Source organism: Alteromonas sp. AMM-1 (assembly GCF_047290655.1).
GTDB lineage: Bacteria > Pseudomonadota > Gammaproteobacteria > Enterobacterales > Alteromonadaceae > Alteromonas > Alteromonas mangrovi.
Map to the genome: position 1 here is coordinate 40530 of NZ_JBLBUE010000002.1, position 13758 is coordinate 54287.

The 13758-nt window shown below is 48.2% G+C and carries 8 protein-coding genes; 4 read left to right on the forward strand and 4 right to left on the reverse strand.

From position 1 onward, the window contains the following. Window positions 1–632: 632 nt before the first annotated feature. The 3 genes from ACLR2L_RS00805 to ACLR2L_RS00815 form a co-directional block, all read right to left on the reverse strand. Complete coding sequence (locus ACLR2L_RS00805; protein WP_413364843.1) at window positions 633–3635, reverse strand: TonB-dependent receptor; 3003 nt, start codon at window positions 3633–3635, stop codon at window positions 633–635. 283 nt (window positions 3636–3918) lie between these two features. Next, window positions 3919–5187 carry a pectate lyase family protein gene (locus tag ACLR2L_RS00810; RefSeq protein WP_413364845.1) on the reverse strand — a complete coding sequence of 423 codons (1269 nt, stop codon included), beginning with the start codon at window positions 5185–5187 and terminating at the stop codon, window positions 3919–3921. A 157-nt stretch (window positions 5188–5344) separates the two neighbouring features. After that, entirely contained in the window at window positions 5345–6109 is a 765-nt protein-coding gene (locus tag ACLR2L_RS00815; RefSeq protein ID WP_413364847.1) for a DeoR/GlpR family DNA-binding transcription regulator, read from the reverse strand. Window positions 6110–6271: 162 nt separating this feature from the next. Here ACLR2L_RS00815 and ACLR2L_RS00820 point away from each other — a divergent pair, with 162 nt between their 5' ends. Beyond that, complete coding sequence (locus ACLR2L_RS00820) at window positions 6272–7411, forward strand: MFS transporter (RefSeq protein ID WP_413364849.1); 1140 nt, start codon at window positions 6272–6274, stop codon at window positions 7409–7411. A gap of 86 nt (window positions 7412–7497) precedes the next feature. Here ACLR2L_RS00820 and ACLR2L_RS00825 read toward each other — a convergent pair whose 3' ends face one another. Beyond that, the gene (locus ACLR2L_RS00825; RefSeq protein ID WP_413364851.1) at window positions 7498–8412 is read right to left on the reverse strand and encodes a DUF2608 domain-containing protein; all 915 of its coding nucleotides are present in this window, start codon (window positions 8410–8412) and stop codon (window positions 7498–7500) included. A gap of 232 nt (window positions 8413–8644) precedes the next feature. Between ACLR2L_RS00825 and ACLR2L_RS00830 the strand changes: the two genes are divergently transcribed. The 3 genes from ACLR2L_RS00830 to ACLR2L_RS00840 all read left to right on the forward strand — a co-directional run bounded on the left by ACLR2L_RS00830 (window position 8645) and on the right by ACLR2L_RS00840 (window position 13717). Then, the gene (locus ACLR2L_RS00830) at window positions 8645–9352 is read left to right on the forward strand and encodes an ABC transporter ATP-binding protein (protein ID WP_413364946.1); all 708 of its coding nucleotides are present in this window, start codon (window positions 8645–8647) and stop codon (window positions 9350–9352) included. Beyond that, window positions 9346–10587: an ABC transporter permease gene (locus ACLR2L_RS00835; RefSeq protein ID WP_413364853.1), complete on the forward strand. Its 1242-nt coding sequence runs from the start codon at window positions 9346–9348 to the stop codon at window positions 10585–10587. The genes ACLR2L_RS00830 and ACLR2L_RS00835 overlap by 7 nt, the downstream gene beginning before the upstream one ends. A gap of 541 nt (window positions 10588–11128) precedes the next feature. Then, window positions 11129–13717 carry a glycoside hydrolase family 3 protein gene (locus ACLR2L_RS00840; protein ID WP_413364855.1) on the forward strand — a complete coding sequence of 863 codons (2589 nt, stop codon included), beginning with the start codon at window positions 11129–11131 and terminating at the stop codon, window positions 13715–13717. The last annotated feature ends 41 nt before the right edge of the window (window positions 13718–13758 follow it).

The following is a 13758-nucleotide window of genomic DNA, read 5'->3' on the forward strand; positions in this document are numbered from 1 at the left end:
CTGCCGTGGCAAGCCATGGCTCTACGTCGGCAGCAAAGTCCGCCGGGTCCTGAGCAAAAAAGCTTTCAATGGTTTCGCCATCAGCCAGGGCCATTTGTGCAGCCGCTGCGGCGTTGGCAGAAATACTAATACCGTTGCTGGCATCTGCATCTGCGTCAAGCGCCTGCAGTAAGCGCAGCGTATTCACTACTGACGGATTAAATGGGTTATCGGTTTGGAACAGCGCCAACGGCGTTAAAATGCTGGATGCCGGTGCGCTGGGGAACTCAAAATCACCAATATAGAAGGTAATTTGGTCGCCGCGGAAATAAGAGAACTCCCCGTTGGCATTCGTTGTTCCGTCGGGGAAAGATTCTGAGCGGTAGCCTAAGCCGCCAACCGGTGCATCAACAAACTGGCCGGTAAGCGCAGGTGCGGGCTCTTCTTTTACGTTTATGGTTTGTTCAAATCCGCAGCCGGTCACCAGCACGGCGCCGCTCATCATGGCGGCTATGCGATTGAGCTTTTTCATGTTCACCCTCCCAAGGATGATGGAGCGGGAAGTCGGCTAACGGGCAACCGCTGTTACCCGTTATGAAATGCCACGTTCCCGATTCGATTAATTGTTCTGAGGCTATGCCTCAATCCCTGCATTAATAGAACTTGATCGTGGCACCCAACTGATAGGTCTGGCCGTACACTTCTTTCTGGTACAGGATGTTGCCACCGCTGTATTCATTACCCTCGAAGTAGCGCAGGTCTTCAGCCGAAGTCAGATTCAGCGCATCGAAATACAACTGTATGTTTTCGCTAAGGTCGTATTTCAGTTTCATATCTACGCTGGTGTAACCCGCCTGATACTGGTCTCCCCAGATCTTACAGGCTTTCACATTGCTCACATCAGCAGTCGTCGGACAAGAACCGATTTGCTCAAGGATCTCAGACCGGTAGTTAGTAATTAACCGCGCCGAGAACACTTCGTTTTCCCAGCCAACCGTGAAGTTGAAAGTCTGGTCAGCTTGATCTGGCAGAGGCAATGAGCCCTGACGAACCGTGCCATCCAAACGCGCATCACTGTCGAGGAAGGTAGCGTTGGACTGAATAAAGAAGCCGTTTTCAAAATACTGGTTGTAACTCAGTTCCACACCGTACACTTTGGCTTTGTCACCGTTTAGTGTGATGTTGATTTCATCCAAAACCAGATCCTGAGGAATAACGAATTGCGTTACCTGATTTACCGGCAAACTCACTGGCAGGTCAGCCAATGACATGGAAATACCGTTTACATCAACAATGAAGTTTTTAATGTCTTTGTAAAACAGGCCAATTTCCATAAACAGGTTTTCACTGGCGTACCAGCTTAATGACGCGTCGTAGTTAATTGACGTCATCGCCGTGAGGTTAGGGTTACCTACGTCCAGCGCGTTGTCTGAGGCCAGAATGTAATCCTGCAACTGGCGAATGCTTGCCCCACCCTGTGAGTCATCACAGTTGTCACTGGCAGGCGGACACAATTCAATGTCGCTGTCGAACGTTGCATAGGCACGAGCCTGGCTAAATGAAGGACGGGTAAAGCTGCTCCATACCGCACCACGTACCAAAATATTTTCGGTAGGCTCGTAACGCAAATGAGCACTCGGGAAAAACTCGCTGTACTTAATGGATGCTTCCGGTAGTGGAATAGCGATGTCCAGGCTGCCGTTTCCAGCACCATTAAACTCAAAGTCATCGTTTTCCAGTGACATAAAGCCGGTAGAAGCAAATTCAGTTTCCACCCAACGCACACCTGTGATCAGCGTTGCATCTGCACCCAGCGGAATTTCTGTCATGGCATACAAGGCTTTGGTGTCTTCGTTAATGGTGTAATCGCCTTTCGTGCTCTCAATTGACTCTTCGCCATTCGTCGCGCTTTCTACCGTTTGGCGAGTAACCGCAACCATAGCATCCACCGTGGCTGCACTTTCAAACGGATACTGGAATGTACTGTTAGCAGGAATGGCGCTGACATAATCTGCCAGACTGGAATTCACAACATCAATACACGCCTGGTCGCCGTTACAATCGGCAGCAGAAGGGTCGAAGCTCCAACGGTTTTTATCGCGATCGTAGTAGCGCTGTGTAAACAAGCCACCTACTTTGATGTAGTTGATATAGTCGCTGTACACGTCTTTGCGCAGGTTTACCTGGAAACTTTCCAGATCATCAGTGCGCAAACCGCCTTCGAGGAACAGATTGTCAAATTCGAAGTTACTCAAATCACTGGCATCACCACGACCAGAACTTCCGAACATGTCGTCGGTATAGTCCAACCCGGCGAACGCCGCAGCCTCTTCAGGTGTCATCACCTGGGCTTTAATGTTGTTGCGCGAGCCCTGACCATACACAATTAAGTCGCGTTCACGGAACTGCACCCGACGGTCGCCACGGGAGTCTTCTTCTGACTTGGAACGGGCGTATTCATAGTCCAGGATCCAGGTTTTATCGAAGGTATTTCTTCCCCCAATACTGAACGTAGTGGTTTCGTTAGTACTTTCCTGAATAAATTGCTGATGGAACACGTCGATGTCAGACAGGATAAATTCTTTGGTCTGATCGTTTACGTACAGTATTTCGTTACTGCCAAACGAACCGGCATCCTGGAAGTCGTAAAACTCACGCAGGGCAAAGTCGCCGTCTTCATACTTGGTGTAAGTACCTTTGATATAATAATAAGCATCTTCCGATGGCTTATATTCAACGTTCAGTGCACCTGCAGTGCGGGTGCGATCGGCAATCTCACGACGAATTTCCAGCTGCGATGGCCCCAGAATTTCAGGCCCTACGTTACCGGCGGCGATGTCCTCTGCTGATAGCGGGAAATCGGCGCGATAGAAATTCATTTCGTTAGTACTGTGATGACGAGTTTCATCTATCAGCGTTTCGCGGTCTTCATACGACAACGCGTAACCAATACCGACTTTGTCGCCCATCAGTAATTCGGTGCCGTTCAGACTGAAGCGGGGAGAATGCGACTCGCGAAGCTCGTTGTAAGCGTCCTGGATTTTCAGGTTCAGCGTTTCTTTACCACGATCAAAAGCTGAAATAGCTCTTACGTTTACCGTACCACCAATGGAGTTCAGGTTTTGATCCGGTGTGAGTGATTTTAGTACTTCGATAGTACCCAATAAATCCGCCGGTAAGGCATCCAGACTCACTGCCCGGTCTTCACCTGCACCGGCCATTTCAGCACCATTCATACTAACTGTAACGAAGCTGGGACCAAGACCCCGAACGGCTACAAATTTACCTTCGCCTTCGCTACGCTGAAGCGTAACACCTGGCAGACGGCGTAACGACTCCGCTACGTTCTGGTCAACAAAGTTACCCAGTTCATCGGTAGAAATAACAGAACTAAATCCGTCTTTCATTCGTTCAAGGTCACGGGCTTTTAAATCTGCCGTCTTAACGCCTTTAACCTGGATGATTTCCAGATCTTGTTGTTCTGCGTTTTGTTCGGCTTGCTGAGCATCTGCTTCTGTTTGAGCAGACTGCAGCGCTGTGGCGTTGGCTTTTTCTTGATGTGCTTGCTGTTCGGCCGGGGTCGAAGCTTGCTGTGCGTAAACGGGCAAACTGAATGCCAGGCAGGCCATTACCGCGTTTAACTTAAATGTTCTCATAATCCTTTCTCCAGACACGAGCCCGCAGGCTGGTGTTGATGAGTGGCGATATAATTTTTTCTGATGGCAGGTACAACAGGCATAACACACCAAACCAGTGCCACCGGTGGCAATATATCGCCATTAGCACACGAGATCAACATTTTATTAACAGAAATAGTACAGGTTAGGAAAGAAATCGTAACAGCAGAGTGAAAAAGGGCAAACAAAGGGAAAACAGTAAAATAGCACCCGTTAACGGTGCAGGCAGAGACACGTAAAACGTGTCTCATTTTTAAGTTATTTAGTGAGTTTTGGCAGAAAATTCCAACGCATAGGCGGCCCAGCCACCAGCACCCAACACAGTGTGTTCAGTGTTAATCAGCCCGTTGCCAAACGTGGCTTCGCCCCGCTTTACTTCATTCAGTAATCGCATATCTACTGAATCCTGAAACGCGCCGTGGGCATTTTGGTTTGCACCAACATCCGCTTTCACGATCAGCAAATCAAATGCGTCGTTAGCTGACAGCGTAGCACCTTCAGGCTGTTCAAATGGGCTGTTTACTAATGCAGATGAATACACATCTTCCACTTCCTGTGGCGACATTTTTTTCTGGTTTTTTACCGACAATCCCAGACGATTGTTACTTTCTACCTCAGGCTTACCGTGCATAACATTACCGGCAATATATGCCTGGGTTCCGGGTAAATCAGTGCTCGACCAGAATTGGAAAAAATGGTCTGCCTCAGAGGCTGGGCCAGGTTTATAGTAGTTATTAATTAAGTTGAATTTCCCGCCTTCTGCACCATAGCCACTGTTGTCGCCCCAGTTAAAAAACACATTATTGCGGATATCAACCAGCGCTTCAGATTGCGGATAAGGCGGTTTTAGCCGATAGCCATTAATACGCGGGTTACGGCTGTCGTGATGGGCTATCACGTTACGAATGAAGCTTGCTTTAGCGCCGCCCCAAATACCACCATAACCGTGACTGCCTTTGTGGTGTCCTGCTTCTTTTAAGCTTTCAGAAATGATGGATTTTTGCAGCGTAAACCATTGATTATTATAAAAAGATGCAACCTCATCGTTTGCCCAACTCAACGAGCAATGGTCAATAATGATATGTTGTCTGTCTCTGGCATTTAACGCATCGCCTTCACCCTGTTCGGTTCCGGGACGAAAGCGCAGATAACGCAGGATGACCTGATTCGCTTTAATCGATGTTTGTGCACCGGTGATCACAATGCCGTAGGGGGATGACTGCCCATTTATGGTGACATTATCCCGGGTAATCTCCAGCACATCTTGCAGATGAATTACCCCTGACACCGCAAATTCGATAATACGCGGGCCTTTTTGCTTAACAGCATAGCGTAGCGTACCGGGTTCCGGATGTTCGGGATTATCGGCCAGAGACGTTACAACAAGTAATTTTCCACCACGTCCGCCCTGAGTATACTGACCAAATCCCAAGGCACCTTCGAAGGCCTTTTCAGGCCCCCCAGCCTGAGCCTGAGAGAGGGAAAGCGCAAACCAGATTAGCGTGCCAAAAAGCGTAATGGCTCTTGCCATAATGTACCACCTTTGAAAATTCACGTTGTAAACCGATTGGCTAATTGTAAATAAATTTATTGTGCCACCGGTAGCATTTCAATCAAAAATACACCAATATGACTGCATTTACAACCTGATAACTATTTTCACATATTTGTGGTTTTTACCCCATCTATTATTGTGTGGTTATCCATTGGCAGGTTGCATTGGCAAACACCGCTTGCAAGGCATTACTGTGGTCACTGCTAACCAAGCAACCCAACTGATCTGATGGTAAAAACGGGTATCGCCCAAATACGTCAACTTTATCCTGAGTGATCATGACCACCGATTCGCTGGAACGCGATGCCGCTACCCGTTTAAATTCGGCGTCCTGGAAATTATTGGCGCTAAAACCATGCTCCGAAGACCAGGCACACACCCCCAGAAAACAAATATCAAAATGAAATCGGCTGAGAGCCTGGATAGCCACATTATCAACCGCTCCGCCTACTATTGGGTCTAACTCTCCCCCGATTTGAATCACTTTAACCGCGTTCTGTTCCAACAAGCAAAGTGCAATTAACGGACTGTTGGTTACCACAGTGAGTTGTTTATCTGTTGGTAACATCCCGGCCAGAATTAAATTGGTACTGGATGCATCCAAAAATATCAATTGGTGTGCTTTTACAACGGTTAAAGCCCGGCCGGCAAGACGTTGCTTTTCATCGCTATTGCGCTGCAATCGTTCTTGCTGCGTGCCTGACGCTGGCGCAAACGACATTGCTCCACCGTGAATACGCTTGCACAAACCCTGTTCGGCAAGATGTCTGAGATCGCGACGTATGGTTGCTTCCGTCGTGCCTAAGCGTTCTGCCAGCTCGGACGCCATTACCTTATTTTGTGATCTGAGCTGTTCAATAATGTGCTGATGCCGTTCTTCAGGCGAGTATTTTTCCACAATCAAAACCTGTATTGCTTGCTACGCTAACCAATGAATACTACACGACTCATCAAATTTGTTCATTTATTTTTACTTTAGTTTATTTGTGTTTATTTAAACCAGTTTTAGCGTTATGATATCGTTTACCATAACGAAAACGAACATTTTATATCCGCCAACATGGACAACTCAGTCTCAAACAATACACCGCAAACACGCCTGGCTACCCGTATAATGTTCCTCAGTGCAGGCATGATTACAGCGGCCTGGGCATCGATTATTCCTTTCGTAAAATACAATGTGCAGATCAGTGACGGCGTGATTGGCGGACTTTTGCTGTGTCTTGGCGCTGGCGCCCTGGCAGGCATGCCGCTAGCAGGAGTATGGGCTGGCCGTATTGGTTGCAAGCGTCTGCTTACGGCCTCTGTACTGAGTTTTGCGATACTCTTTTTACTTATCCCGATGATGGAAAGCATCTATAGCCTGGCATTCACACTGTTCCTGTTTGGAATGAGCATTGGCTTAACCGACTGTGCCATGAACATTCAGGCTGTGGTGGTTGAAAAGGCCTCAGACAATCCACTGATGTCTGGCTTCCACGGGTTTTACAGTTTGGGCGGCATGGCTGGCGCGTTGGTAATGACAACACAACTTTCACTGGACGTGCCTGTTATGCTTGCTTGTGTTGTAACGTCCATACTGGTTGTGGCTATGCTGTTTTACAGCCTCACTGGATTACTAAATAACGCAGAGACTTCCTCGGGACCAATCATGATTATGCCTCGCAGTATTGTGGTGCTAATAGGCCTGGTGTGCAGCATTCTATTTCTTTCGGAAGGTACCGTACTGGACTGGAGCGGGATCTACTTAACCGAGTTCATGAACATTGAAACATCCAGCGCCGGGCTGGGTGTCGCCAGTTTCTCCGTGGCAATGACCATTGGCCGCTTAACGGGCGACAAAATTGTATCATCCATGGGCCCGAGAATCGTGATAAACGCCGGCGCATTAACCGCCATTTTCGGCTTTCTGCTTACCTTGCATACCGATACCTGGCAACTGGCATTAGCAGGCTACGCGTTGATTGGTTTTGGTTGCGCTAATATTGTACCCATTATGTTTTCAGCCACCGGCAAGCAAACCGTCATGCCTGAATCCATGGCCGTTACCGCAGTATCTACATTAGGTTATGCCGGGGTATTGGCAGGACCGGCATTGGTAGGTTTTGGGGCTGAGCTGTTCAGCCTGCCTGTGTCACTGCACATCATTGTTGGTTTAATGGTGCTGGCGCTGCTGATCAGCTTAAAGATCCGTGTGTAGGGCAGTCGACAACATTCACCGCCAACACGAGAAACTGCGCAGATAACCGGTTACCGGAAGCCGAAAACCGGGCAGCTAATGCAATATTATTGCGTACTCAAACAACGGCCACTTTCATATCGTTTGGGAAACACCGTTTTGAGTGTTTGGCTTAACGCCGCATAATCGTTAGCCAAGGCATCAGCTTGCTCAGCGTTCAACACCTGTCCAAATTTTTCAATGCGCTTCGTTTCTACCTGAGTATAGTGAAAAATAGCCATCTCTACCGGTTTGTTTTGCCAGCTCCCGAACATATCGTCGATGTTGTGTTGTGAGTCATCAATAAATACGATAGCGGTAAATTCGCGACCGGTTTTATTTAGGATCCACTCCAGCATCTTTCCTTTGTGCATGCCAGTGGTCATCATTATTCCCCGGCTATAGCTCATTTCACGTTCCAGCTTTTCCCGGTATTCCGGGTTGCTACCATCTTTAGGAAGCAGTGCAGAAATGCGCGTATTAATCCCTTTATTCAATAATTCTCTTTCCGTAGGAGAACGGTAATCGGGTGAGCGGGAAGTGAGCAACATCACGGGGTTTCCGGCAGACTGCCATTGTGCTATCAGCGCAGGCACCTGAGGTTCGGTTAATGCCATGGGGCTTAGCTCGTAAAGCATGCCAATCACATCCTCAAACAAACAACTCACACTTTGCTCGGGTGTGGGTTTAACTGGTAATTTTCCGCGCTGCCACTGATACCAGATATCGCCTCCCAAACCGCCGTTATTAGTAAGTAAGGTATTGTCGATATCTGACACGATTAGCACGTTTTCAGGCTGATACCGTTGATTGAGAGCCTCAACAACCGGCGCAATCTGATTAAACGAGATAACCTCTTCAACATAAGCACCCGTTTTATGCGGAACGGGAGCCGCGGCGCAGGCGGTTAAACTGATTGCAGCACAAGCAAGAATCACCGTCGCTAAAGGATTGGCGTAAATAGGTTTAAAAACAGAAGCCATAAGAATCAGTACATAATCAAACTTAGTGAGAATACTACACCAATGCGTCGCGATTACTGTTATTTCAATCGATGAAAGCTACAGGTACACAGGTGAACATGAGTTATCAGAGTCAGAACAGACCAATTGTCGAATTTCCGCTGTAGGAATATTTTGTATCGATATGGGTAAACCTCTACACTGGGAACTCATTAAGTCAGCACATTAAGCCAGTAACCCGACAATAACTGTGATGAACGCACCGCTCTCCACACTCGCCGAATCCGCTGTCATTCAGTTGAATGCCGTCTCGTTTTGTTATCCCAATAGCAAAACCACCCTGCGGATTGCGGACTGGCAGGTAAAACAAGGCGAGCGCATTTTTTTACACGGTAAGTCTGGCTCAGGCAAAACCACACTGTTGAATCTGCTATCGGGTATTATCACTCCAGTAGAAGGCAGTATTACGGTACTCAACGAGCCGTTTTCAGCATTATCAGAGTCTAAACGCGATCGCTTTCGGGCCCGTCATATTGGTGTGGTATTTCAGCAGTTCAATTTGATATCGCATTTAACTGTTGCGCAGAATATTCGGTTAGCGGCGCATTTTGCTGGTAATAAACACCCCGATAACGACCGATTAAAAACGTTAATTAACGCATTGCATCTCCCGGCAGACGTACTGCATAAAAAAGCGCAGCAATTGAGCGTGGGTCAGCAGCAGCGTGTTGCGATTGCCCGGGCGCTGGTGAATGAACCAGAAATTTTACTGGTGGATGAACCTACCTCCGCACTGGACGCCGATGCCAGAGACGCTTTCATGACGCTGCTTATTGATTTATGTGAGGCGCATAACACTACGCTTATTTTTGTGAGTCATGATCAGTCGCTCAGTAAGTACTTAACATCCCGCGTGTCAGTGAACGACATTCTCGTGTTTGAGGAGACAAACGCATGTTAATGTCGTTTGCCTTGAGCAGCCTGAAAAGCCGCGGCAAATCGCTTGCACTGACCTTTTTGTCCCTTCTGATCAGCGTAAGCGTGTTGCTGAGTGTCGAGCATGTTCGATTACAGGCACAAGCCAGCTTTAAGCGCACGGTCTCCGATGTTGACCTGATAGTGGGAGCGCCCAGTGGCCAGCTCAATCTACTGTTGTACAGCGTATTCAGAATGGGGTCGCCCACCAACAATATTGATTATGCAAGTTACACCATGTTGCAAAACCACCCGCAGGTAAGCTGGGCTATTCCAATTTCTTTGGGCGATTCACACAAAGGCTTTCGCGTGTTGGGCACCACTCAGGCCTATTTTGAGCACTACAAATACGGCAATAAACAACCACTCACCTTTGCCAAAGGCAATACGTTTTCTGGCACGTTTGGCACCGTAATTGGTGCTGATGTTGCCAATACCCTGAACTACAAGGTGGGCGATAACATTGTCATCGCACATGGTATGGGCGCCGTGAGTTTTCACAATCACGACGAATCACCCTTTACCATTACCGGGATTCTGGCCCCAACCGGCACACCGGTAGACAACACCGTGCATGTTTCGCTGGCTGGTATTGAAGCGATGCATCTGCCACCAGCGCAGTTACACGCGCTTTTGGAACACCCGGAAGAGGCTGACCCTCAGCTTCTGAACGTAGACAATGTGTCGGCCATTATGCTGGGGCTCACCAGCAAATTTGCCACTTTTACCTTACAGCGCGAACTCAACAATTACCCTGACGACCGCCTGATGGCCATTCTGCCGGGCGTTGCACTAGCTGAAATGTGGCAGATGATGTCGGGTATTGAAAACCTGTTGCGATTTATCAGCCTGCTAATCATGTTGTCATCACTATTCGGGCTGTCCACCATGTTACTCGCGTCCATGCAGCAGCGGGAGAAAGAAATTGCCGTGCTGCGTATTATTGGTGCCGGTGCAGGTACGATTTTTCGTTTGGTGTTGGTAGAAGCGTTATTACTGTCGGTAGCAGCCAGTGCCTCTGCCTTAATACTGGTATTTACGGTGTTTACGCTGTCGACAGACTGGTTAGCCAGTGAGTACGGTATGTTCATATCGGCCAACGTATTTAACCAGCACAGCCTGATGGTGGTGGGGATTATTATGGTCGCTACACTTATTTGTAGTTTAATACCGGCTATCGACGCCTACCGCGGTGCGTTAAGCCAGCGTTTGTCATCCTGATTGGCAGATGTGTTTTGCAGGCTACCTAAGCTGTTAATTTGTAATAAAAACTTTTCAAAAAAGTTAACAGAAAAAACGAGCGCACCAACACACCAAAAAACAAACTTAATCTTTAATTTTCAAAAGCATAAACAAAACCCTCATGTTCAACCCACTCAGGAAATAGCGAATATCTAGCCTGCTTACGCTTATTTTTCAGGCAGGAAAGCACAATATTCTGTTGAAATTTAACATCAGCCACAGGATACTGTAAGCGCTTTCAATTTGACAAAACCGGCATTTTACCTGGTGTGTGATCTAGCCGACGAGCAAGTCTAATAACAAAAAACGTAAAAATGTGAACATGAAAGCCAGAGGCCATTGTGTCTCTTTTGCGCACTTCACAGGACACAAGCAATTCCTTCGTGGTTGGGAATACGCATTGGTTACTGTGAAGTGCAACTTTCAAATGTCCCGCCAATTAGCTGCTACTTACCCATTGTTTTTGATGATTTGAAAGACAACAAGCACGTTAAACAAAAATCATCATGGAATACTGCTAATGGAAATAAAATCAATTGTAATGGCAAGCGTCACCACTTTAATGCTGGCGGGTTGTGCCAAAGATCAGGAACAGAGCAACACAGTCGAGCCCGCCGTACCGGATGAAAGCAGCCAACCGGGCGATAACAGTCAAACCGCACAAATCTGGCCCAGGCTGGACATTGTAGTAAAACAAGACCCAGCCATAGAGGCCAGAATAGCTGAGCTACTCGGTTCGATGACGCTGGAACAAAAAATCGCGCAAATGATTCAGCCTGAAATACGCGACATCACCGTTGAAGACATGCGCAAATATGGGTTTGGTTCATACCTAAATGGCGGTGGCGCCTTCCCGAATAATAATAAGCACGCCACGCCGGCCGACTGGATACAGTTAGCCGAAGACATGTACCAGGCATCAGTTGATGATTCGCTTGATGGTTCAAGCATCCCAACCATGTGGGGTACCGACGCGGTACACGGCCATAACAATGTGATTGGCGCAACGCTGTTTCCGCACAACATTGGCCTGGGCGCAGCAAACAATCCTGAATTAATTGAAAAAATCGCCAATGTAACGGCAACGGAAGTCATGGTAACCGGTATTGACTGGGTGTTTGCGCCCACCGTTGCCACAGTCCGGGATGACCGCTGGGGGCGTACCTATGAAGGTTACTCAGAAGATCCTGTCATTGTAGGTGAATACGCCAAGGCCATCATTAACGGCTTACAGGGCCATGCAAATAATGACTTTCTGAGTGACAACCGTGTAATCAGCACGGTTAAGCATTTCTTAGGCGATGGCGGCACTGAAGGTGGCGATGATCAGGGCAACAACGTTGCATCTGAACAAGAGCTCTTCGATATTCACGCGCAGGGTTATGTAGAAGGCTTAACCGTAGGCGCACAAACCGTTATGGCGTCGTTTAACAGCTGGCATGGCAAGAAAATACACGGTAGTAAGTACCTGCTTACTGATGTACTGAAAGACCGTATGGGCTTCGATGGGTTTGTGGTAGGTGACTGGAATGGCCACGGTCAGATTGCAGGCTGCTCTAACGACAACTGCCCACAGGCAGTTAACGCCGGGCTGGATGTGTATATGGTGCCCACTCAAGCCTGGAAACCTTTGTACGAAAACACCATTGCTCAAGTTAAAGACGGCACCATTCCTTTATCGCGTATTGATGATGCGGTGAGCCGCATTCTGCGCGTGAAATTACGTGCCGGATTGTTCGACAAGCCCAGCCCGGCCAAGCGCAAATTTTCAGGTAAAACGGAACTGATTGGACAAGACGCCCACCGCGAAGTGGCCCGCCAGGCCGTACGCGAATCACTGGTACTTCTTAAAAACAAAGCAAACCTGTTACCCCTCGACCCCACTCAAACGATTCTGGTAGCGGGTGACGGTGCCAATAATATTGGCAAGCAGTCTGGCGGCTGGACCATTACCTGGCAGGGTACCAACAACACCAATGCGGATTTCCCAGGCGGTTCGTCCATTTACGATGGCATCAAATCACAGGTTGAGGCAGCAGGCGGCACAGTAATACTCAGCGAACAAGGTAACTACTCGCAAAAGCCGGATGTTGCCATTGTGGTGTTTGGTGAAGAGCCTTATGCAGAAGGGCACGGTGATCGTGAGAACCTGGAATACCAGCGCGGCAATAAAACGGATTTAGCACTTCTGAAAAAACTTAAGTCCCAGGGCATTCCTGTGGTCTCGGTGTTCATTAGTGGACGCCCTATGTGGGTCAATGCCGAACTGAACAGTTCCGATGCGTTTGTGGCGGCCTGGCTACCCGGCTCTGAAGGACTGGCCGTTGCCGATGTACTACTGACTAACAAAGACGGCTCATTGCAACACGACTTTAAAGGTAAACTGTCGTATTCCTGGCCGAAAAGCCCAACCCAGGCAGTGCTTAACCGCGGAGACGAAGACTACGCACCGCTGCTGCCTTATGGGTTTGGATTAGCCTATGGCGACGAGAATGTGCTTGCCGACGATCTGAACGAAAGTTTTGAACTGGACATGGATGACGTACAGGTGCGTAAGATGTTTGATGGCAAAATGCACGCGCCCTGGGAAATGGCATTGCTCTCTGGCGGCCAGTACGTCAACGTAAGCGCCAGTGTTCACACGCTCGGCTCGTTAACCTTCCGTACCGTTGACAAAGTGGTGCAGGAAGATGCGGTGAAACTCACCGTAGACGGCACGCAACCAGCGGAAATGCGCGTTGTGAGCAAGAGCCATTTCCGCGAAGACATGTTGTCTGATTTACAAGCCAAGGCAGCCTTAAGCTTTGAAGTAAAAGCAGACGACATCGACAATGCGAGTATTAAGCTGGGTATGAACTGCGAAGGCACCGCGGATCCGGAAGGCTCTTGCAGAGCCTACCTGGATATCACCGAATACATGCAGCAATTACCTCAGGGTGAATGGAGTGAAATGTCTGTCGACTTAGCCTGTTTTACCGCACAAGGAATACGCTTAGGTGACATTGTTGTGCCATTTGCCTTAAGCATGGAAGGTAATGTCGACCTGAGTATCACCAACATTGCCAGCGTACCGGGTAAGGCTGATGAAGCAACACTGAGCTGTCAGTAGAGAAATTAAAAAGCAGTAAATGAAGCAGAAGTCGGCCCGAA